The 23,625-nt window shown below is 38.0% G+C and carries 23 protein-coding genes; 20 read left to right on the forward strand and 3 right to left on the reverse strand.

From position 1 onward, the window contains the following. The first annotated feature begins 331 nt into the window (after window positions 1-331). The 11 genes from AAHI02_RS01655 (at window position 332) to AAHI02_RS01705 (ending at window position 8,917) form a co-directional block, all read left to right on the forward strand. Window positions 332-1,114, forward strand: coding sequence for an SDR family NAD(P)-dependent oxidoreductase (locus AAHI02_RS01655; protein WP_346985150.1), 783 nt, complete (start codon window positions 332-334; stop codon window positions 1,112-1,114). Window positions 1,115-1,124: 10 nt separating this feature from the next. Beyond that, window positions 1,125-1,559: a DUF2147 domain-containing protein gene (locus AAHI02_RS01660; protein WP_346985151.1), complete on the forward strand. Its 435-nt coding sequence runs from the start codon at window positions 1,125-1,127 to the stop codon at window positions 1,557-1,559. Window positions 1,560-1,781: 222 nt separating this feature from the next. Further along, a complete protein-coding gene (locus tag AAHI02_RS01665) occupies window positions 1,782-2,138 on the forward strand; it encodes a hypothetical protein (protein WP_346985152.1) in 357 nt (118 codons plus the stop codon). 7 nt (window positions 2,139-2,145) lie between these two features. Beyond that, window positions 2,146-3,057, forward strand: a complete 912-nt coding sequence (locus tag AAHI02_RS01670) for a helix-turn-helix transcriptional regulator (protein ID WP_346985153.1) — start codon at window positions 2,146-2,148, stop codon at window positions 3,055-3,057. 174 nt (window positions 3,058-3,231) lie between these two features. Then, a complete protein-coding gene (locus tag AAHI02_RS01675; protein WP_346985154.1) occupies window positions 3,232-4,086 on the forward strand; it encodes a helix-turn-helix domain-containing protein in 855 nt (284 codons plus the stop codon). Window positions 4,087-4,149: 63 nt separating this feature from the next. After that, window positions 4,150-4,977, forward strand: a complete 828-nt coding sequence (locus AAHI02_RS01680; RefSeq protein WP_346985155.1) for an NAD(P)-dependent oxidoreductase — start codon at window positions 4,150-4,152, stop codon at window positions 4,975-4,977. Between the two features lie 83 nt (window positions 4,978-5,060). Further along, window positions 5,061-5,630, forward strand: a complete 570-nt coding sequence (locus AAHI02_RS01685; RefSeq protein ID WP_346985156.1) for a Crp/Fnr family transcriptional regulator — start codon at window positions 5,061-5,063, stop codon at window positions 5,628-5,630. Between the two features lie 79 nt (window positions 5,631-5,709). Then, on the forward strand, window positions 5,710-6,570 hold the full coding sequence (locus AAHI02_RS01690; protein ID WP_346985157.1) for an SDR family oxidoreductase: 861 nt from the start codon (window positions 5,710-5,712) through the stop codon (window positions 6,568-6,570). Between the two features lie 209 nt (window positions 6,571-6,779). Further along, window positions 6,780-7,664, forward strand: a complete 885-nt coding sequence (locus AAHI02_RS01695; RefSeq protein ID WP_346985158.1) for a helix-turn-helix domain-containing protein — start codon at window positions 6,780-6,782, stop codon at window positions 7,662-7,664. 80 nt (window positions 7,665-7,744) lie between these two features. Continuing rightward, on the forward strand, window positions 7,745-8,542 hold the full coding sequence (locus AAHI02_RS01700; RefSeq protein ID WP_346985159.1) for an SDR family oxidoreductase: 798 nt from the start codon (window positions 7,745-7,747) through the stop codon (window positions 8,540-8,542). Window positions 8,543-8,782: 240 nt separating this feature from the next. Continuing rightward, window positions 8,783-8,917 carry a hypothetical protein gene (locus tag AAHI02_RS01705; RefSeq protein WP_346985160.1) on the forward strand — a complete coding sequence of 45 codons (135 nt, stop codon included), beginning with the start codon at window positions 8,783-8,785 and terminating at the stop codon, window positions 8,915-8,917. Between the two features lie 112 nt (window positions 8,918-9,029). Here AAHI02_RS01705 and AAHI02_RS01710 read toward each other — a convergent pair whose 3' ends face one another. The 3 genes from AAHI02_RS01710 to AAHI02_RS01720 all read right to left on the reverse strand — a co-directional run bounded on the left by AAHI02_RS01710 (window position 9,030) and on the right by AAHI02_RS01720 (window position 11,694). After that, entirely contained in the window at window positions 9,030-9,809 is a 780-nt protein-coding gene (locus AAHI02_RS01710; RefSeq protein WP_346985161.1) for an AraC family transcriptional regulator, read from the reverse strand. Between the two features lie 28 nt (window positions 9,810-9,837). Continuing rightward, entirely contained in the window at window positions 9,838-10,809 is a 972-nt protein-coding gene (locus AAHI02_RS01715) for an aldo/keto reductase (protein ID WP_346985162.1), read from the reverse strand. Between the two features lie 264 nt (window positions 10,810-11,073). Continuing rightward, window positions 11,074-11,694 carry a sigma-70 family RNA polymerase sigma factor gene (locus tag AAHI02_RS01720; protein WP_346985163.1) on the reverse strand — a complete coding sequence of 207 codons (621 nt, stop codon included), beginning with the start codon at window positions 11,692-11,694 and terminating at the stop codon, window positions 11,074-11,076. A 296-nt stretch (window positions 11,695-11,990) separates the two neighbouring features. On the opposite strand from AAHI02_RS01720, the gene AAHI02_RS01725 reads away from it, so the two are divergent. From AAHI02_RS01725 to AAHI02_RS01765, 9 genes are all read left to right on the forward strand, one after another. After that, the gene (locus AAHI02_RS01725; protein ID WP_346985164.1) at window positions 11,991-12,941 is read left to right on the forward strand and encodes a FecR family protein; all 951 of its coding nucleotides are present in this window, start codon (window positions 11,991-11,993) and stop codon (window positions 12,939-12,941) included. Window positions 12,942-12,986: 45 nt separating this feature from the next. Then, window positions 12,987-15,152, forward strand: coding sequence for a carboxypeptidase regulatory-like domain-containing protein (locus AAHI02_RS01730; RefSeq protein ID WP_346985165.1), 2,166 nt, complete (start codon window positions 12,987-12,989; stop codon window positions 15,150-15,152). Beyond that, entirely contained in the window at window positions 15,097-16,275 is a 1,179-nt protein-coding gene (locus AAHI02_RS01735; RefSeq protein ID WP_346985166.1) for a TonB-dependent receptor, read from the forward strand. Before AAHI02_RS01730 ends, AAHI02_RS01735 begins: the two co-directional genes overlap by 56 nt. Window positions 16,276-16,647: 372 nt before the next feature. Beyond that, window positions 16,648-17,916, forward strand: a complete 1,269-nt coding sequence (locus AAHI02_RS01740) for a hypothetical protein (protein WP_346985167.1) — start codon at window positions 16,648-16,650, stop codon at window positions 17,914-17,916. 67 nt (window positions 17,917-17,983) lie between these two features. Beyond that, complete coding sequence (locus AAHI02_RS01745; RefSeq protein WP_346985168.1) at window positions 17,984-18,991, forward strand: T9SS type A sorting domain-containing protein; 1,008 nt, start codon at window positions 17,984-17,986, stop codon at window positions 18,989-18,991. Window positions 18,992-19,258: 267 nt separating this feature from the next. Then, on the forward strand, window positions 19,259-20,080 hold the full coding sequence (locus AAHI02_RS01750; RefSeq protein ID WP_346985169.1) for a hypothetical protein: 822 nt from the start codon (window positions 19,259-19,261) through the stop codon (window positions 20,078-20,080). Window positions 20,081-20,104: 24 nt separating this feature from the next. Then, entirely contained in the window at window positions 20,105-21,358 is a 1,254-nt protein-coding gene (locus AAHI02_RS01755; RefSeq protein WP_346985170.1) for a S41 family peptidase, read from the forward strand. A 63-nt stretch (window positions 21,359-21,421) separates the two neighbouring features. Next, on the forward strand, window positions 21,422-21,703 hold the full coding sequence (locus AAHI02_RS01760) for a hypothetical protein (protein WP_346985171.1): 282 nt from the start codon (window positions 21,422-21,424) through the stop codon (window positions 21,701-21,703). Window positions 21,704-21,841: 138 nt separating this feature from the next. Further along, complete coding sequence (locus AAHI02_RS01765; protein ID WP_346985172.1) at window positions 21,842-23,419, forward strand: Na+/H+ antiporter; 1,578 nt, start codon at window positions 21,842-21,844, stop codon at window positions 23,417-23,419. Window positions 23,420-23,625: the final 206 nt, after the last annotated feature.

The raw sequence follows: 23,625 nt of genomic DNA on the forward strand, positions 1-23,625 counted from the left end.
TTCAGACTTCTTATAATCTTTATATCTAAAGACAGTATATCTTCGCTGACAATTAGGGTTTAAAATATTTGTCAGTTATTCTTTGTTGTCCTTACTTCGAAAAATAAGGATTTTTTGTTTTCAGCAAGTGTTTCCAATAATTTCTCTTTTGTTATAGGTTTATTGTCTAAAAACGTTTGTATAGCAAATGGTGTTTGCGATCTTAAATAAAGCTTAGACTGTTAACCTGTTATAAACCTGCAAATATTCCTTTTTACTACAACTTCGCGAATTTTGGATACATCTGCTCAGCGATATTGGCAGAACTTTGTATCAACAATAACAGAAAAAAATGGATCTAAAGAATAGCACCATCCTGATTACAGGAGGAACGAGCGGTATAGGGTTGGAACTTGTCAAACAACTTACCCAGCTGGGATCAACGATCATCATTACAGGTCGTAAACAAGAAGCCTTAAATGATACCAAGAGGCATTTTCCAAAAATACAAGTTTTTCAGAGCGATGTAAGTGATCCGCACGACATTGAGCGCCTCTATAAAGAGATGACGCAACAATTCCCTGATCTGAATATAATCATTAACAATGCAGGTGAAATGCGGTTACTGGACGTTCAGGACATAGGCAAGGATTTGGAAAACATGACCCGTGAGATCGATATCAATCTCACAGGAACGATCCGGATGGTTCATCAGTTTTTGCCGCACCTGATCAAAAAGCGTTCGGCGGCCATTGTAAACGTTTCCTCTGCCATTGCTTTTATGCCTTATTCCACCGCTCCGGTTTATAGCGCTTCAAAAGCAGGAGTTCATGCTTATACTCAGGCCCTGCGCCTGCAATTGAACAAAACCAGTGTCAAGGTATTCGAACTGGTTCCCCCAGGGGTGAATACCAACCTTCAGAATGATTGGGTGCTGCCACCAAATCCGGGTCAAATGATGGAGGTGGATAAACTGGTCAGTGTAGCCATCAAAGGACTTCTGAACGACCAGACTGAGATCAAGCCATTCCTGGTGAATGTGATAAAATTTCTGAGCCGCTTGATGCCTAACCAATTGATGAAGTTTGGGCACAAGGAATTTGAAAAATTTAAACAACTTAATAATCAACAATAAATAATCAGTTATGAAAAAAACAATTTTAGCACTGTTTACGATGCTGTTATCACTGGCGTCCTTTGCACAGAAGCTACCTGCAGATCAAATTATCGGAGTTTGGAAATGTGATGATTACAAAATTGAAGTATTTAAAGCAGGAAACACTTATTCCGCCAAGCTCTTATGGTCAAAAAAGATGTTTGAAACCGATGGCAAAACATCAAAGAAAGACATTAAAAATCCTGATGAAAAACTCCGCAACAGGTCTGTGCAAGGTCTTACACATATCACCGGTCTTGTCTATAAGGACGGCGAGTATGTAGACGGTAAGCTGTATAGCATACAGGATGGAAACACCTATAGTTTGAAAGGAAAACTGAAAAGCCGTAATGACCTTGAAACCCGTGGCTACAAAGGAATTCCAATGGTGGGGAAATCATTTAAATGGAAAAGGGTTCAGTAATTAATTATAAAAACAATGCTCATGAAAGATAATAAAGACAATTTGTCGAGGTTTTGGTTTGTTGTGTCCAATGTCGTTCCCCCTATAGGGTTCTTCCTGTATTTCAGGCACAGGAAGGCATATCCAAATAAAGCCAGGAAAGCGTTAACAAGCGCAATAATCGGTGTGCCGATCGCAATACTCGGAGGTTATATCATGAATACTTTTATCCTTAGTTAAACCATGATGAAAAACATTATTTCCACAGTATTGCTGCTCATTTCGGTAGTACTTAGTTTCAAACATGCCTGGGATTCCGTATATTACAAAAACAATCCTGAGTCTGTTAAGATGATAGAGAGTTTAGGGATCAGCGAAACATTCATGCCATATATGACTGCTGTAGCTGTAGTAATTGGGATACTTTTGCTGATCCCGGACACTTTTTTCCTTGGCAATATGCTAAATGCGTTTCTGATCGTTATGATCATGGGGCTTGCGCTGCGGGCGGGAAATTATCGTATTGCGTTGATAGAGATCCCGTTTTTAGTGATGCCATTAGTGATGATATGGCTCAACTATCCGTTTAAATTTAAATAAATGCAACATGGCTAACAGTAGTACACCTTACCGAATCAGTTCCATAACAGAAATACACCGTTTGATGGGACTTCCAAAACCTCATCACCCGCTGATCAGCATCGTTGACCTGAAAGGCCTCAGAAATGATACAGGTATAGATGCGGTCGTATTCGACCTGTATGTGATTTCAATGAAAAGAGGATGTGATGGTTTGCATTACGGGCAACAGAAATACGATTTTGATGAAGGATTAATGGCTTTTATGTCTCCCGGTCAGATCCTGCGTGGTGAAGACAGCGGCGTACCTCCGGATCTGGAAGGCTGGATGCTTTTCGTACACCCTGATTTTCTCTGGAACACATCACTTGCTGCCAAGATTAAACGATACGAATACTTTAGCTATGCTACCAGTGAAGCGCTGTTCCTCTCAGATAAGGAAGAGGAAGTAATCAATGACTTAGTTAAAAATATTAAAACTGAATATCATTCCAATATCGACAGGTTCAGCCAGGACATTATTATCTCACACCTGGAGACCTTGCTGAATTACGCCGAACGTTTTTACCAGCGCCAGTTCATCACCCGGAAGATCACTAACCATCAGGTGTTAAACCGCGTGGAAGAGCTCTTAACCAAATACTTAAACAACGAAGCACTGCTGTCTGAAGGATTACCAACTGTACAGTATTTTGCCGGTGCATTGAACATATCCGCTAAGTATTTAAGCAGCCTGTTGAAACAACTGACAGGTCAGACGATGCAGCAGATCATCCATGAGAAACTGATCGAGAAAGCGAAAGAAAAATTGTCTACAACGCAGATGTCCGTAAGTGAGATCGCCTATCAGCTCGGTTTTGAGCATCCTCAGTCGTTCAATAAATTATTTAAGAGCAAGACAAAGCAAAGTCCGTTGGATTTCCGTCAGTCCTTCAATTGAAATACTCATATAAGTTTTGAACCTTCGGATATTTATCTTGGAACTCGGTTTTGAATCTCTGTCTCGTTTTTTCCGTTGCTTTCAAAAAAAGAGTTTGGGATAGTTTCAACCTCTCTTTTAAGGCATAAAAAAAAATAATTGATTAACTTCGTTTACTAATGATCGTTAGAAGTTATGCGCAGTAACAACACTTTTCCCGAAAATCTGAGTCAAAACAAAGGACTTTCTATACGTATTGTTTCCCCGGAGTTCGGGCATGTATCTCCGGAGTTGGCGGCTCAATATGTTTCTGCTCAACGTTTACCTTATTATTTCCTTCTTTTTGTGCTGCATGGGAGTAGTCAGGAGGTTATCGACGGGGAAACCATCACGGTTAGCAGGCATGAGCTTTTATTTGCATTACCCCATCAGCTCAGGCAACTGACAGCTGGTCACAGCGTAGATTACTATAAACTGGGATTTGACGACGAATGCCTTTCGCGGTTGCCGGGAAAGTTCCCATTTTTGCTCAACCCTCTGAACCAGCAGAAAATCAGTTTCCCGCCCGATGCTGCACTTAGGCTTTGTACTACATTCAAAACCTTAAATGACCTGCTACGTACTGCCGATACTGATCCGGAACTGATCCTGGCTTACCTGAACAGCCTGCTTACAGAAATAAACGCCGCCTATTTTGTAATGCATAAAAAGCACACGGCAGGAAACCTTGATAAATTTTTAGGGTTTAAGCTATTTGTGGAAGAGAATCTTACTGATCAGCCGTCCATAACAGAGATCGCAGAAAAGCTGGCTTTAAGTACAGATGGTTTGTACAGGATTGTAAAACAGCATTCCGGCGTTTCCCCAAAGGAATTCATCACAGACCGATTGATCATCGAGGCAAGGCGTAGAATATATCATAACCAAAAAACATCGGTAAAGGAACTGGCATTTGAGCTCGGCTTTAATGACCCCGGGTATTTTTCGCGTTTATTCAAAAAAGTGACTGGTAAAACGATAGCCGGCTTTTATCAGGATTTGTCCTTATAAAAGCGGTTTTTGTCCACACCTGACTACTACATTAACCCCACCTTTGTCTAAAATAATTTAATTATGGACAGACAATTTGGTAAAATATTGGTAACAGGTGCAACCGGTCAGATAGGTTCAAGGCTTTTACCCCGCCTTATTGAAGCAGGGTATGATTGTTTCGCACTGGTACGTGGAAAACAGGTTGCGGCCGGAATAACGGCTATAGATGGAGACTTGTTTGATCCCGCATCGCTGGAAAAAGCAGTAAAAGATGCAAAAGCCATCATTCATCTGGCAGCCGTGTTTCGTTCACCGGACACGGATCTCATCTGGAAAAGTAACCTGGAGGGTACGCAAAACCTCATTGATGCTGTAAAACGCAACTCCCCGGATGCCCGCTTCATTTTTGCAAGTACCAGCCATGTTTACGATATGAACAATCCTCACCCCGGCCGGGAGGATGATGCACTTAACCCGCAGCATGCCTATCCGGCCAGCAAAGTGGCTGCTGAAAATGAGTTACGCAAAAGCGGATTGAACTGGTCAGTTCTTCGCTTCCCATTTGTGTATGGGGATGGTGACGGCCACCTGGAAGACTTGCCTAAACATGTAGTCGCGGCTAAATATCATCCGGCGATGCGGATGAGCACCATTCATCATCGCGATATATATACGGCTATAATGATGGCTTTACAAGGGATTATGGATGGGCGGGTGGTCAATATCGCAGATGAGGCGCCAACCACACTTTACGAATTATTGCGCCTTGTTGGTGAAACCATGACTTCATCCGCAGAGCCGCTGGTGAATCCTTGGTATCTGCATGCTGATGCATCATTGGCCCGCACTTTGGGCTTTCAACCTTCCGTAAGGACTGTTTATCAGGCGGCGCGGGAAAACATGCTCTGACAACTTACGCAATTTGTCAGGCTCGCCTCGTTTTTTTACCATATGGTAATTAAGTGCTTTTCGATGTGCACTATCTTTACTTGATGGAAGCGATGATAAATCTTATCCTGCAGTTTGGTGACCTGAACAAACAGCAGATCAAATTTTTACTGAGCAAAGTTGAAACGCTCGAATTTAAAAAGAACGACTACCTGTCGGAAGCAGGTAAGGTGCCCCGTTATGTAGCATTCGTGTTGGAAGGTGTGTTCCGCTTTTGTTATTATAACAACAAGAGTGAAGAGGTCACCAATTATTTTGTGGACGAAGGCAATTTTGTAGTCGATAACGAAAAGTTCGAATCGCAGATCGCTGCTTCAGAATATGTACAGGCTGTGACCGACTGCAAGGTGCTTGTTTTTAATAAAAAGGATTGGGACGATATATCTAATACCATTGTGGGCTGGGAAATGATGAAGGCGAAGATGGTAAAAAAATGCCTTACGCTGGCCATGGAGCGGCGCAGTCCGCTGGTCTCAGAAGATGCCACTACACGTTATCTGTCATTCATTGAGGCGTTCCCCAACCTCATCAATCGCATCCCGCTGTCATACGTGGCTTCATATCTGGGTGTCACCCAGCAATCGTTAAGTCGTATACGCCGGAATATCCGTTAATGATGCTTTTTACCATTTGGTAAATGTTTTTTTACTACTATTTTCAATATTTGCATATTCATTTAAAATAATAAAAAAGATGAGCAAAAAGATCGTATTAATAACTGGTACAAATAGTGGTTTTGGCTGGCTGACCGCCCAAAGCGTAGCTGCTTTAGGACATAAAGTGTATGCTACGATGCGCGATACTCAGGGCCGTAATGCTGATAAAGCGGCTGCTCTTGCGGCCGTAGAGAACGTGACCGTTTTGGATGTTACCCTGACAGACGATGAGAGTGCGAAACAGGCTGTTAACACCATTTTGGAGAAAGAAGGCACTATTGATGTGCTGGTGAACAATGCGGGTTATGGCATGACCGGTGTGGCCGAGAGCTTTACCGTAGCCGATGTGCATACTACCTTTGATATTAATGTTTATGCGCCTTGGCGACTAATGAAACAAGTGCTGCCCGCCATGCGCAAACAGGGCGACGGACTGATCATTAACGTAACCAGTGGCTTTGGAAGGGTAGCATTCCCGTTCGCTACCATTTATGCTGCCTCAAAATTTGCACTTGAGGGAATAAGCGAGGGACTGCATTACGAGGTAAAACGTTTAGGTATTGATGTAGCTATTGTAGAGCCGGGTGCTTTCCCTACGGAAATGCAGCAAAAAAACAACCCTGCATCTGATCAGGGAGTATTTGAGGGCTACGGTGCCATTGCCGATATCCCCAATAAAATGATAGCCGCGTTAGGCGGAGAGATGCAGGCTAAAACTCCTAATCCGCAGGATGTTGCTGATGCTATTGTAAAACTTATCGCTACTCCAAAAGGCACCCGGCCATTACGCACCGTGGTTGACCCCATAACCGGACAATATATAGAAGCCGCCAACCAGGCCGTAGCCGAACAGTTTGCCAGAGGCTTGACGGTATTCGGGATGGGTGAGCTATTGTAAACAAAAACAGATTTAATAAGAACGGCAGAAGTATAGACTCCTGCCGTTTTTGTTTGAAAATATGTTGAATGCCATTCCTGTAAGACTATGGCGTTGGCTATGCATGCAAGCAATTTTAGGATGGGGTCAGAATTTGTCCTGCATGCAATTAACTTAAAAAAATTGGGTGTAAGAATTGGAAAATAGTTTATTTTTTATAAGTTTGGACTATGCAGACTATTAGTATAAATGACTTTTTAGATCAATCAGAAATTAGACACAAATCTAATCCGGGCAACTTTAATATTCTGCGGATTACAGAAAAAGACCCTTGTGCGTTACGACCTATAGCTTATAACCGAAGGTCATTTTATAAAATAAATTTACTTAGAGGCTCCTATAACATTCATTTTGCTGAAGAGACCTATAAAGTCAGGAAAGCCGCAATTTTTTTTGCTAATCCTTTGAGTCCGTATAACTGGATACCAAATGATGGGGAGCATAGCGGGGTTTACTGTATTTTTAATACTGACTTTTTCCATAATTTTGGTTCATTGGGAGCTTACTCCGTTTTCCAACAAGATGGGTTAAAGGTGTTTGAACTGGAAGAGGAACAGTTTTTTCGTTTAGATGGCATTTTTAAAGTGATAGAAGATACGCATGATAGCGATAATGAGCACAAGTATGATTTAATCAGGAGTAAAATATATGAACTTCTTCATTTTGCTTCGAAACTGTCTCCCCAAGATTCGAATGTAGATAGGCATAATAAAACTTCGACACGTATTATAAAAGCATTTCTGGATTTACTTGAACAACAGTTCAATACAGAAATAATGCCGCATGGTCGTATTTTAAATAGAGCTTCTGATTTTGCGGAGGCATTGTCCGTACATCCGAACTATCTTAACCGTATTTTGAAGGGAAACATGGGAAGCTCCACAAAGCAGCTTATCCAGGAGCGATTTTTACAAGAAGCGAGACTGCTCTTGAAGCATACCGATCTTGATATTTCGGAAATTTCCCATCGTTTGGGTTTTCGCGAACTTACCCATTTTTCGGGCTTTTTCAAAAAACACGAAGGTATATCTCCATCCATGTATAGAAAAGTTTGATTTTTATAACTATTGGTTTTTATTTCGTTAACTACCAATATGTCATTAGTTCGAAATTTGCCCTGTAAAAAAGAACTACTATGAATAAAAAATGGTTTATTACGGGCACATCAAGCGGTATAGGACGTAATTTAACGGAACAACTTTTAGAGGCAGGACATACGGTTTTTGCCACACTAAGAAAGCCGGAACTGCTAAATGATCTGGCTGAAAAACACTCTGGAAGACTTCATGTGGATTATTTGGAGCTGACGGATTTGGCAAGCATCGAAAAAGCGGTCACCAATGCTTATAAAAAATTGGGACAAATTGATATTGCAGTCAGCAATGCAGGAATAGGTGTTTTTGGGGCAGTAGAAGAATTGGATAGTTCAATAATCATAAAACAACTGGAGGTAAATTTATTGGGTTCCATCATGCTGATAAAGGCTTTGATTCCCTTTTTAAGAAAGCAATCCGAAGGTGGACATATTGTTCAGGTATCATCTGAAGGCGGACAGATTACCTATCCTGGGTTCAGTCTTTATCATGCCTCTAAGTGGGGAATCGAAGGTTTTGTGGAAGCTACTTCCCAGGATGTCTCATCATTCAATATCAGGTTTACCATTGCAGAACCCGGGCCTACCGGTACTAATTTTGGAAACAGCCTGAGGATCGCTGAACCTATGGACGTTTATCAAAGTACCCCGGTTCATGAAATTCGAAAATTTATCGACGCGGGCTTTGGTGAACTGGATAATGTTGCAGATGTTGCAGGGGCGATTATTGAATGTACTGCATTAAAAAATCCTCCCTTACGTTTGCCTATTGGTTCAGTAGCTACAAAAAATCTCATTACTGGTTTGCAAAAAAGGCTCGATGCCATTAAAATGATATAGCATAAACGAGTTACAAACTTCCTCGGGTGTTTTGTCATATTTGCCATGTGTACTAGATAAAGGAAATTGTTAATAGCTTGAAGCTCTTTTGGGTCTACTAAATATAATGCGCCCTGATAAGATATAATTAGTCTTCCATTTATACAAACTGCCAATTGAGCACAAATAACCGACTTCTGGATACTTTTTAGTTAATGGAGATTATCAATTTTGTACCATCAAAATTAAAGGAACAAAGTAATGAAAGCTACATTAATAACAGGAGCATCAGGTGGAATCGGAGAAGCCATAGCCCTGAAACTGGCAGTAAGAAAACAAAATCTGGTATTGGTGGCAGTCAAACACCTTTGGTATTTAGGAAGTCGTTTAATTTAAAAAGTACAAGTCTGGAATTGCTGACTTTGCTGGGATAGTTGAGTTTATTTCAAGATTTATTTACATATAAATGTACTTAAAAGTATTCATTTTATTTTTAATTAACTTTTTATCAACCTAAAGTAGGTGCCTTTCCGAATTTCTTTTTAAATGCGTGAGAAAAATGAGAGAGGCTTTCGAACCCAAGATCTAGGTAGATGGATGAGGGCCTTTTGTTTTTACTTTCAATTAAGTGCCGCGCCTCATTCAATCTTTTGTCCTGCAGCCATTTTCGTGGTGGCATTTCAAAGGTTTTCTGGAAATCTCTTTTAAATCCTGAAAGACTTCGTCCTGTGAGCTGTGCAAACTTTTCTACCGGAACATTGAAGCGATAATTGCTGAGCATAAATCTTTCAAGATCTATCTTATGAGGCTCGGAAAAATCGAATAGAAAATTGCGGAGCACCGGTGCAACATGCAGCATTAATTTAATGCCTTCCTTCACCTTTAAAAGTCCCATTTCGTCTGTCATTTCAGCACCCGAGTTTCTGGCATAGGGAACAATGGATTGAAAATACCCTTTCAGAAACTCGTTATTCGGGAAAATGAGATTTGGAAGCCCATTATATTTAGCATAGGCTTCCATTTTCTCTTCCAGAACTATCTTACGCATCAGATCCTCCTGAAGCGAGATGACGATGGTCTCGTAATGTCCGCCCGGCTCGGGCGTTTTGGTAAGAGTTCCCAGCTGATTTTTGTGAATCAGCAATACTTCGCCGGCAGACATCATCAAATGTTGCTCCGAGGTTCTCCAGAACCATCTGACCCGAAACCTGCATGACCAAAGTATGATGATTCCAGATGCAGGCTTTTTCTTTCCGTTCCGAAGAAAGGTAAGAGTAGAATATAACACCGGGAAGGATTTCTGCTGGGCTTTCCATTTATCTTTGAAGATAGGTCCCGCCTTTGATGGAACCTATTGCAAATGTAGTGTTTAAAATGTTCATTTCTTCAGGAGTAAACACAATTTCCATCGCGGCGATATTTTCAGGCAGCCTTGACCTGCGGCTCATACTCACCAATGGCATGATATGATCGCCTTGCTCTTTCACCCAGGCAATGGCAAGTTGTGTTGGTGTAAAGCCTTTGTTAATAGCCATCTGTTTAAGGACTTCTACTTTTTCAAGATTATGGATAAGATTCTCGCCTTGAAAACGGGAGAAATAATTTCGGTAGTCATCTTGTGAAAGTGGTGCTTTTAGATCACCGGTTAACAAACCTTCGGCCGTATTGGCAAAAGCTACAACACCGATTCCTAATTCTCTGGCGGTGGATAGTAGATCATTTTCGATCTGGCGGTCTGCCAAAGAATAACCAATTTCCAGTGCACTGATCGGATAAATATCGTTAGCAGTACGAAGCTGCTCAGCAGTGATTTCTGATACCCCGATATGGCGTACTTTGCCTTCCTGAATAAGGCCGGCAATTGTTCCGATGATATCCTCGATAGGTACGCTGTCATCCATTCTGCTTGGCTGGTAAAGATCAATGGTCTCTATTCCCAGCCGGGTAAGAGAGTAGTTGACAAAATTCTTGATCGCTATTGGGCGGAGATCCATCCCGATCCATTGCCCATTATGAAAGATTGCCCCAAATTTGACACTGATGAAGGTTTCATCACGTTTTCCCTTGATCGCTTTGCCAATGAGCATCTCATTGTGACCAGCACCATAAAAATCTCCGGTGTTTAGGAAATTGATCCCATTATCCAAAGCCTGATGAATAGTAGCAATACTTTCAGCCTCATCCGGCGTCGGGCCGCCCCAGATCGATGACATCCGCATACATCCCAGACCAAGTTTAGACACCATAGGTCCGTTATGACCCAATTGAATTTTAGTAATTTCTGACATTTGATTGATTTAATGTGATAGGACAAAGGTCTTCATTTTATTAACTAAATTACTTTCTTCTACGGTTCAATTTACTTGTCTGTATGGTTCAATATGGCGATAAGCAAAATAAAGTCATTCGTATAATATGCAACTTATCATAATCTACTATCATTTTTCACACGAGATCACTTCTTTTTCCAGTTGTTTGTTACCCCAATGGTGAAGATGTTTGATGAACGGAATCAGGTTTCACTGAGAGCGTATTCTACTTGAGTAAGCAAATTAATTCATAGTAGAAACCATTTCTATATACATCAGAAAATAAAGCAAATTTTTGGAAGACTTATACTTTGGCTCTACCTGACTTCGAATTTTGGTGAGAACACTGTTTAGTTTATTATGCACTGTCTTATCAGTAATACCAAGTATTTGAGCTGTTTCTTTTACCGTTTTATTCTGGCGGATCCTCAAATCATATACCTTCTGCTCTGTATCAGTAACACCATATAGAACATCTTTAATCATTGCAAATAGCTCCTGTATATCATTCTCTTCAAAAATTTCAAAATATTCTGAAGCGCTTATATCATCTAATAGATCTTCTGAAATATCTGAATTTTCAGGATTACTGCTTGAGGCATGGTAAAAATCAATGACTCTGAAATGCATGTAACGAAATAAATATTTTCTAGCGCATTGCTCATCATCAACCTGAACAAATTCCGGGTTTTCGAAAATTTTCAGCCATAAATTCTGAAGCAATTCTTCAGTACTATATTTATTTTTTGTTCTTACAAAGACCATTTTATAAAGGCCCTCATAGTAACGGTTATATAGAAGTGAAAACGCATTCTGGTCCCCAGTTCTAATTTTTTTTAGAAGAACTAAATCCGTCTTACCCATGAGATAATTTTTACACTACAAAAATAGGATGTTAATGTTAATTTTCGATGAATAAATCCATAGTTGATTGTTAATTAATCATTAATGATTGTAGTCTGATAATATTTTAATAACAATTTAAATGCTTGATATTTAGAACTTTAAATTATTAATAAAACTTTATTTCATAATATGTTGATATGTAAATTTGAAAAAATGCTGAGGGAGTATTTAAGATTTTACCTGTTATATAAATAGAGAGGGTAAGTTCCTTACATTCTTGCATTATACAAAAAGTAAAAAATTAATCTATTAGAATGAAAAACAATAAAGACAATAAGCTAAAGGCATTTATTTTCTTTTTCTGGGGTAGGGAAACATCAGGTGAAACTTTGACAAAAAATGAAGCTGAGCTTTCAAAATTGTTGGAAGAAGATGCTTTAAAAGATCTGGATATCCAACATCTGGATCTAACAAAGAAACATATATTGTTGAATATAAAACAAAGTTCTGTAGTTACTCTTCAAAAAAGCAGCTATTTCACTACAAAAAGGCTGTTAACGTTTATACCAGCTGCAGTTATAATATTGTTACTATCATTGAGTGGTATTTCTATTTACAAAACATATTTTCAATCGGATGTTTATTTTGCCAAATCTGTAACCCAAAAAATAATTTTGAAAGACGGTACTGTAGTTACCTTATTAAAAGGTGCAAAATTGACCGTTGAAAAGTCATTTCCTGAAGATACCAGGTGGGTAAGCTTAAAAGGTGATGCAATCTTTTCGGTGGCAAAATCAAAAAAACATCCATTTGTGGTTCAGGCTGAAAACTTCAGTACCAAAGTGCTAGGTACAGTGTTTAAAATCTCACAGTCCGGGAATAATAAGGCAGTAGATTTATATGAAGGTAAAGTTGCTGTTTCTTATGAAGGCGCACCTCTTTGTTACTTAAAACCTAATCAGGTTTGGACCAATTTCGGGATCGCTCGTACAGCAGCAGTTTATTCAAAGAATATTGATGAGAAGTCGGGGAAATCCGTGACAAAAATAGAATCCCTGAGTTTCAATGAGGTTCCATTCGGGGAAATTATCAGTGTTATAAAAAATTATTATAAAATAAATATCATCTATCCTACAGGAATTGCCTCAAAAAGAATTTCGGCAGAACTTAAAGGAAGTATTGATGATAATATTGAGGTATTAGCCTTTGCGGTTGGCCTTCAAGTAGAGAAAGACAATACAAACACCTACACACTTAAAAAATAAAAAACTATTCATAAACAAATCAAATAATTAAGGAAATCAATTATAATGAGTAAAATAATGAAATGCGGGCTTACTGTTGCTGTTGTATTTTTTGCAGTATCATTACATGGACAGGAATTGATACAAAAGGTATCGTTTGAGGTTTCTGCGAGTAGTCCGTTGGTTAGAACACTTGATGAATTTGCCGTAAAAACCGGTTTAGGATTAACATATTCAAAAGAAGATTTTAAAGGATTAAAAGTAAAAAATATAAAGTGTGAGAGTATTTCGATTAAGGAATGCCTGCAGGAAATTACAGCTGGTCTGCCTGTGACATTCAGAATGCGTGGAAATCTCGTGTCATTGAAATATAATGGAGACCACTCTGATATTTTGGGAAACGGAAGGCTGTCGGGAAAGATCGTAAATGAAGTCGGGGATCCCGTTATTGGAGCGGAAGTGATCGTAGGGGGAAGAAGGGCCATTACAGACAACAATGGTAATTTTACGCTGGATATAACTGCCGGAGAATACACCCTTACTGTGGTAGCAGATAAATATAGTCCTTTACGTGTGGAAAAGCTTTTTATAAAAATAAATGAAACCAATGCAGTTTCTTTTGCATTAAAACCACTTTCTAATAAAGAAACTTCTATAAAAGAAGTGGTAATCACGGGGATTCGAAAGGCTGATACACAGGCAGGTTTATTAATTCAGCAAAAAAAAGCGGCTCAGATGAGCGATGGGATCTCGGCTGAACAAATATCCAAAACGCCAGATAGCGACGTTGGTGCAACGTTAAAGAGAGTCACAGGCGTCACTACAATTGATAACAAATATGTGGTAGTGCGCTCGATGGGTGAACGTTGGAATACAGCGGCAATGGATGGTATTAATCTACCAAGTACGGAAGCATATAATAATAATTTTTCTTTTGACATTATTCCGACTGCAATGGTAGAAAGCATTGTTGTAAGCAAAACTGCAACGCCTGACATGAACGCAAGTTTTGCAGGAGGTTATGTTGAAGTAAAAACCAAGGACATCCCGAATAAAGATTTTATTACCATAAATATGGGAACATCTTATAATGATATCTCTACATTTAAAGAATTTCTTACCCGTAAACGTGGAAAATACGACTACTGGGGATATGATGACGGGACGAAGGCCTTTCCCCAGGGATTAGAGCCTATGGATTGGAATAACCAATTGTTTTTTGAGCAGTCAAAACAGTTTAAAGATAACTTTTCAACTTATCAAACAACAGCTGACTTAAACTCCAGCTTCCAGTTGGCATTTGGTAAAAGTTTTCAGCTTAAAAATAATGATAAATGGGGATTTGCGGGAGCTGTAACTATAAGAAATGAACAGAATAAATTAAATATTGATCATACAGGAAGAGGAAACTGGCTTGACACTTCGTACTTTACGGATGAAGCAACATCCTTTAAATTTTATAATTTTAAAAACAAGGGAGCGTCCTTCAACTACAATTCAACAGCAGCAGCAATGTTAAACTTTGGTTTGCAGCTGGGAAAGAACAGGTTTTCATTCCGTAATTCATATACCCACATCTATGATAATACGCTTACAAAGGTAACAGGCTGGAACGAATATACTAACGGAAGCGGACTGCCTGAAAATGCAGAAGCATCTTACAATTACTTCTATAATGGTGTAATTCCGAATAATGATATTTCTCAACTTTCGACTTTGGACAGGCCATATACCGATAATACAGATTATCCAATTTATCAGACCTTATTACAAAATAAACTGGAAGGAAGCCACAAAATTGGAAATACCGAATTAAGCTGGTTTGCTGCAAGAACTGGAGTAGAGGCGGATACGAAAGATTATACAATGCATCAGACATTTTACGATTTTATTGGAAGTGAAATTTTAACGTATCATAAAGTTTATAATTCAGGTAATAATTTCGCCAGAGGTATCATAAAAAATAAAGAAACGGATTACAATTTCGGAGTTTCGTTCAAATGGAGTTTAAATATCGGTAACTTCAGAAATGATATTAAAACAGGATACGCAGGAACCCTAAAAAATAATACCAATCAACAGGAAAAATTCTTTCTTAGAGTTGATGAGAACAGGGATGTTCCAAATACTGAAAAAAATTACTTATTGATGTATGGGTCACTGTCAAACTGGTTCAATGGCTCATACTATCTGCCGGGGGGGAATAGGTTGGCAAACCCGCCCTTTATATAAAAATAACAAGTACGAAGGTAAAGTTACTCAGCACGCTCCCTATCTGATGTTTGACAATCGTTTTGGAAGTAAGCTCCGTTTGGTCTGGGGTGTCAGGGCTGAATATTTCAAATACGATCAACTTTCTCAACAGATCGATGAGGAAGACTCAAGAAATCTGAATAGAGAAGTAATTGATGACAAAGCTTGGCAGTGGATGCCCTCCGCCAATTTTACATACAGCCCAACGAGTAAGATCAATCTTAGACTGGCCTACAGTAAATCAGTCATTCGTCCCCAATTTAACGAAAGAACCGGATTGCCATATTTTGATCCCGTTGCCAACGGTCTCATCTATAATACACAAATGACATCATCTGTAATTAAAAATTATGATTTCAAGTTCGAATGGTTTCCGGGATTAGGCGAAATTATCTCTGCCGGGCTTTATTATAAAGACCTTGATCTCCCTATTGAACGCGAAGGATATATATCTAATGAAGGTAATTTATATCTCTATAACGGAAATTCTAAAAATGCAAAACTGAAAGGTGTTGAGGTTGAAGTCAGAAAGAACCTTGGTTTTATTGTAAAAGATTCCTTTTTAGAACATTTTTTTATCAGCGGAAATTTCACCTATAATGATACCAAAGTGATTGCTTTTAAGAATCGTTTTGACACAAAGAATAGTGCAGAGACATATGAAGTTGAACGACCGCTTTACGGACAAACGCCATGGGCATACAACCTCGGATTTTCTTATGAAAGCGATCGATTGGGACTCAATCTTCTTTGGAATGCTAAAGGAGAACAATATATTACGGTTGGTTATGATTATAATGCCGAAGAAATCCAGCTTCCTTACGCTGTTGCTGATGCACAGATTTCATATAAGATGCTTAAAGACAGGAATCTGGAAATTAAACTTAATGCAAAAAATATTTTTAACAGGGTTATAGAATATTATAACAACAATAACTCCTATTCAGCGGAAGGTGCTACCCCTGGCACTTTTGTTACTACTAGAGAATCTATGCATCTGATACCCGGAGCTACTGATAAATATGATAGAAATATAGACAAAATATTGTTTCGTGCATACAGAGGAAGAACCTTTGGAATAAACATAAGTTATACTTTTTAAAGTGAATGTATTTGAAAATGCCGGATAAAGAAATATATGAAATTACACCAAGTTCTAGATAGAAGTTTAAAATACAATCGGCCTGTAAGCTGATAAGAATAGCGTTCATTGTTAACAGTAATATTACCTTAGAAAACCCGCCTTTCGGAGTGAGAACATTTGAGATTAAGAGATATCAACCATGCTCGTCAAGTGCCGGTTTTAATGGGTAATTGGGTAAGCACTTTTCATTGTTGTGCCTTTCGACATTGAAAACGTGAAGAAACAAAAAAAACAAAATGGGAGACAAAAGGCATTGTCTCCCCGAATTTAATCTGTTGTGGGCATAAATATAGCGAAGCCCACAGCAAAAGTAACCAAATAACCAATATTATGAGAAATTTTCTTCTTGTAGCGATCGCAGCTTTGTCTCTGACAGCTTGTCGCCAAAACGATTCCGTAGCGGAAGCAGATTCTAACTTTGACATGCATTCGGCGTCTGCAGATTATGCAGAGTGTTCTAAACCTGTACAGACTGTGTCAGGTAATTTAACGACTATGACATGGACGTCAGATAAAATTTGGGAACTTGATGGTATCGTAAATATTCCAAGTGGAGTAACATTAACCATTGAGGCGGGAACTTTTATCAAAGCAAAACCTAGTACCAATGGTGCGGCTACGGGTGTTTTAGTTGTACAGAAAGGAGGGAAGTTAAATGCTAACGGAACTGCTTCTGCTCCGGTGGTATTTACCAGCTATAACCTATTGGATTGTGATTCTGAAACAACCGGTGCTCCTGGTGATTTCGGAGGAGTAGTTATTTTAGGAGATGCACCAACAAATACAGGTACTGACACTACAATTGAAGGTCTATCTGGATCTCAATATTTTTATGGTGGAACAAATTCATCTCACAACGGAGGTTCATTAACGTATGTTCGTATTGAATATGGCGGTTTTGACATTGGTATTAATTCTGGAAATGAGATCAATGGTTTAACATTGGGTGGTGTTGGATCAGGAACAGTTTTAGATCACATTCAGGTATCTTATGGAAAAGATGATGCTTTTGAGTGGTTTGGAGGAACTGTAAATGCATCTAATTTAATTGCTTTTGCACAAGACGATGATGGGTTCGATTTTGATAATGGATATACTGGTACAGTTACAAATGCACTTGCCCTGGCTGATTATAACTCCACACATAGCTTAAGTGGTGGAAGTCCTGACTCTAACGGTATTGAGCTGGATAACAATTCAGGAGGTACTGTAACTTCGTTAATTACTCATCCGGTTATTAATAATCTGACGGTTATTGGTGCACAAAACGGAACACAGGGTGCTTTATACGAAAACGGAATCCATATCAGAAGACGTGGAAGCTTGACACTTAATGATGCATTAGTTACCGGATACCCTACAGGTATTCGAGTTGAAGGAACAGGTTCTGCCTTAGCACCACTAAATCTTTCAACGATTTATGCACACGGATTTACCAATGCTACAATAGGAACACCTACGATTGCTAATGTTGCTACGGGATCACCGGCTTCAGTGTTCTTCCTTACAGGAAATCCATTCTTTAATTCAGGTAGCTGGACTATTGCTCCAAGATCATGGAATTATAATGGTGTTTGGACAAAATACAGCGGTTTTTAATCTTTTTTAATATGTTAACAATAGCAGGCAGCAGCTTACTGCTGCCTGTTTTTTATATCTAAATAATATGAAACAAATAATTATCAGCTTAGCGGTACTGCTAAGTATCAGCTTAAAATCACAAAACTTATATGTTGCTTGGGAAACAACCTTTGATACTCCTGCAGAAGTAGCAGGTTGGCAGTTTATCGATGGTAATAATAATAGCAATACATGGAATGTTGGGCCACACGTTGTTCGCCAGTCAAGTACCAACGTATACACTGAGGTAGCACCAAACTTTGTTTTGAGACATACTGCTTATATTCCTAATGTAACAGGCAGTCCTGCTAACCTTAAGCCAGGCTATGAAAATGATGTTGAAGACTGGGCAATTTCCCCACAAATTGATCTGTCAACATATAGTGGAGAAATTACTTTAGCGGCAATGATCGGAAGAGTGATTACCTATAACACGACTTCTGCAAGTAACAATACCTATAAAGATATTTTTGTGTATGTAAGCACTCCAAGTAAACCAGTACCGAGTGTTTCCGATTTTCAGGCAATACGTGCTAATATTGTGGCGGCTTATGCCACTAATCCTAATGCATTGCCTCCAAGATTAAATATCACCAATGCAGATTATATTGCGGCAAGCAATGCTTTATTTGCACAGGCAACAGCAGATCTTTCGCAGTATGCAGGTCAAAAAATCTATATAGGTTTTTGGACCAACCGTAACTACTCTGGCGGTATTGGATTTGATCAGTTACCCTTTCTCAATACAAATTCAAGTTTAAGTTTTCAAATCGATGAGATGCAGATTTTTGCAACACAACAATCGACCTTGTCGACTCGTGAAGCAAATACTAAATCAGCGGTAACAATATATCCGAACCCTGTAACTGATGTGCTTTATCTGAAAGAGATGACTAAGGCTTCTGTATTAATATACAATGCAGCAGGGCAACTGGTATTAAACCAAACAGTAAACAATGGACAGGTTAATGTTAGTACATTACCAAAAGGTATTTATATGCTGTCTATAAGTGCTGATGATAAATCATACACCACGAAATTTATCAAAAAATAACCGTTTTTATCTAAACTGCAACTGGCCTTTATACATTGTTAGTTGTTTTATTGCCCCTTATATCGAAAAACTTAGCACAATGATGTAAGCTTTATCCGAATCAAATAGAAGATATATTGTTTAAATACGTCCACAGGTGATTGATTTTACCTGTGGACACTTAAAAACTGCAGTAGGCAGTCTAAAAGTAGCGTTCATGGTTTTTATCAGCTTAAACAGAATCAGGGAGAACTCTTAGTTAATATTGAAATAATTAAAATAAATAAAATGAAATCGAATATTCTCGAATTCTTAAACGAAAATAAACGCAAAATAGCTAAAACAATAAGTATAATGGCTAAAAATATTATTACATTTTCTGTCATAGCAATGGGTTTATTTTCATGTACAGACGAAACTTTACAATTGAATGATGCTGACCAGAAATATGGAGAAGTAAACATTAAAGGATATTCCAATCCTGATTTATTACAGTTAAGGTTTAATGGAGAACCCGTAGTAATTGGTGGAGCGACTTCTTACACCAATAATATTTTAACCCAATTAAAATTTGTTTTGGATAATGGTGAAAATAATTTACTTGGCATTTACAATAGTAATACGGGGAAGGAAATTAAAACATTCAATATCAACTATGATAATATAGATCAGTATAAAACGATAAATTTTATCAGTTTACCCACAATTTTTCTCCAAACATCAGTAACCAAGCCGACAGTAAATCTGGGCAGAGTCGGCTTTGAGTTTATTTTTCCAAATTTGGGAGAATTTTCGGGTTCCAGCCTCCAAAACGTTAAGGGTATTCTCAAAAGAGAAAGTTCCGGGGCTGTCCTTGCAACTTATGATAACATCGGAAAGAATACTTTCACTGAATTAAAGCCAACCATTACCTATTTTACTGGAAATGTATTGCTTGAGCTCTACAAACCTAATTCCTTAGATCCTTACGCCGGAACTCCGTTAATAACAGTAAAAATGAGCACGGCCTACATCAATAATAATAGAGCAAAGCTTATCGTCCTGCAGGAGGTAATGGAAAATGGAATGTGGACAGTAAAGGGAGATATTGATATTGCTCCATATTTATAATTTTAAAATAAAGAATAAAAATTAATGAAAATTTGGTTCTTATTACTGTTTGTTTTCACGCTATTTTCCTGTAACAGGATTGATGATGAAGACTTCAGGCCCGATTTTGCCGAGGGAACAACTGAATCCGTGAATCTTTGGGTTCAGGATTCAATGAAACGTTACTATTATTGGGCCGCAACCATGCCTCTAAAACCGAATTACAGTCTTCCAACACAGGAATTTTTTAAAAGTCTCCTTTCTCCGGAAGATAAATTTTCCAATATTTTAAATAAGAATGATGCCTCGACATATTCCAAAACTACGAGAAGTTTATATGGTTTTGATTACTCTGTTTTACAGCAGAATGGGAAAACATTTGCCATTGTTAAATTAGTAATGAAAAATTCTCCGGCCCAAAATGCCGGTTTGCAACGTGGAAGAATTATTACGAAAATAAATGGAACTGCAATTACTTCTGGAAATAAAAATCAGGTTGAATCGTTGATTATCGATTCTGCTTCACCGATAAAATTAACGGTTGGTGTTTGGGATAATGGCAATATCGTCAACGAAAATGAAATTACAATATATCAAAGTTTTACATTTGATCAACCTTTAGTTTCCAGGATTTTTGAGCATAACGGAAAAAAAGTCGGCTACTTATATATTTACAATTTTCAAAATGGACTTGCACAATCTTTGGTTAGTAAATTTACAGAGTTTAAATCTGCAGGAATTTCAGACTTAATTTTGGATCTTCGCTACAACTACGGTGGAATACTTGCATCTTCTACCGCTCTTTGTGCAATGATTCCATCAGGAATATCGGCTAGCTCTCCATTTATTATTTATAAAGGAAACAAAAACGGCGGTGAAGTAACTTTAACTTTTGCCCAACAAATAGCCTATGACAACTCTGCTCCAAGTTTTAATACTTTATTAAATCAAAACTTAGGACTTAATAAAGTCTATGTTTTGACAACAGCAAGTACAGCATCCGCTTCCGAAACGGTGATTAATAATCTCAAACCTTACATTCAGGTAGTACAGATCGGTGAAAAAACAATGGGAAAAGATATGTCGGGCTGGGATATTACTGACCAACGAAAACCACCGAAAATTTCTTGGCAGATTCATCCGATGATTTACAAATTATTTAACGCTGGCAACGTGGGAAATTACAGTAGTGGATTATCACCAACCATTATAAAGAACGAATTTGAAACATTGCCAATCTTAGACTTAGGTGATCCTAACGAAACCTTACTTAAAAAAGCTTTACAGGAAATTAATTAAACCCAGATTAATATTTTGAAAAATATATTTTACATATAATTTTCAATTAAAGAATTAGAAATATTGAAAAAAATTGATACTAAAGAATATCAGGATTTGGTAGATCTATTTGAACGGTATAAGCTATTCCATCAGAAATACGGAAATTTTACAACAACTGAGCAAGAAGATAAAATCTTGCGCCATAACATTTTGAAATTGAAAGGTTCTTATGCTCAATATGAACTGCTTCTATCAGAACTTAAAGCTTGTATTCAGAACTATCGGACTACCAAAGACTTCATAAAGGTAAAGTTAAATAATCAAACCCGAAAAATGAATAGTATTATTAAAAACAAAAAATAGCTCTTTTCATTCTTTTTTTTAATTTTATAGGAAGTTGACAGCAGTTAGCTTTCTTTTTTTATTACATCATTTTAAATCTTTAGTTAACATTTAAATATTTTTAAAAATTTGATATATTTAAATATCTAAAATTTTTATATGCTCAAAAACTTTGAATTTTATCTTTTTTTGGTTCTTTTAATTACAATGCTCATCATGCTGGCCAAGAAAATTCAGGTTGCATATCCGGTTTTATTGGTATTAGCCGGGCTTTTTATAAGTTTTATACCTGGCGTGCCACCAATTAAAATAGAACCCGAATTATTATTTATCATTTTTTTACCTCCTTTACTATATGAAGCTGCATGGTCGACCTCTTGGAAAGAACTTTGGCGATGGCGCAGGATCATTTTCAGTTTTGCTTTTGTAGTCGTTTTTTTTACCGCGTTATCAGTTGCTGTTTTTGCGAATTATTTTATTCCGGGATTTTCTCTGGCCCTCGGTTTTTTATTGGGTGGAATCGTTTCTCCACCAGATGCAGTTAGTGCCGGAGCAATTCTGAAATTTGTAAAAGTGCCGAAAAGACTAGCTTCAATTCTTGAAGGTGAAAGTTTGCTGAATGATGCTTCTTCTCTCATCATTTTCAGATTTGCAATGATTGCTGCTGCAACCGGACAATTTGTATGGCATGAAGCAGCCGGGAGTTTTGTATGGATGTGCTTTGGTGGGTTGGGAATCGGACTTGTTATTGCGTACATCTTTATGAAAATGCACAAAATTTTACCTACCGACTCAAATATAGATATTCTATTGACTTTTATTGCACCGTTTTCAATGTACCTGGCGGCAGAACAGCTTCATGCGTCCGGAGTTTTGGCGGTAGTCACCGGCGGATTGTTTCTTTCTTACCGGAGTCATGATTTTTTAAGCAGTGCATCAAGAATACGTACGGTAACAGTTTGGGAAAGTTTATGTTTTTTGTTAAATGGAATTGTTTTCATGCTTATCGGTTTAGATTTGCCGGAAATTGTTTCAGGTTTAGGGGAAACAGATATTTACACAGCAATGGGTTATGGAATTGCAGTTACCGCTGTACTAATTATTGTAAGAATTTTGGCAGGTTATGCAGCGGTAGTTACAACCTTGATTATGAGAAATTTTATCAACGTTGCAGATGCACAGCATCCCGGCTGGCAAACGCCTTTAATTATTGGCTGGACAGGAATGAGAGGCGTAGTTTCTTTGGCAGCAGCACTTTCCATTCCCTTGACTCTGGATGATGGAACTCCTTTTCCGCAAAGAAATATGATTCTCTTCATCACATTTATTGTTATTTTGTCAACACTGCTGCTACAGGGGCTTACGCTTCCTTTTTTACTTAAAAAATTTCCACCGGTAGACCGCGACTTTATAAAAAGCGAAAAAGAAATAGATTACGAAATTCAGAATAGTTTGGCAAAAGTAGCGATTGATAAAATTCGAAGCGATTATGCCCACAGGATAGAAAGTTTCCCTGCACTGAAAGATCAATTGCAGAAATATGAAAACCAATTAAACAGTTCTGAAATTATTCTTAATTATAAGCAATATAAAAATATTTATCTAGACATTCTCGACACTCAAAGAAACTGGCTCATCAATAAAAACCGCGAAGAACTTTTGTTAGATGAAGAAATAATTAGAAAACATCTTCGATTACTTGATCTTCAGGAAGAAAGATTGAATATGAAAGGCTAAGACGTGGTTAACTAATAAATTTAAGGCAGCATCAATTACCAATACGGGATTTTCTTCAGACAGTTTTATAGATGATTTGGTTCGTTTGAGCCAAATTAAATAGTAATAGACTTTTACAAAAACTCAAAATTTTTCATCTTCAATAAATATTACTTAAAATATTCTGCAAACGGTAATGTACTTTCCATAAGTGATTAAATTATTTT

Source organism: Chryseobacterium sp. POE27 (assembly GCF_039727685.1).
Lineage (GTDB): Bacteria > Bacteroidota > Bacteroidia > Flavobacteriales > Weeksellaceae > Chryseobacterium.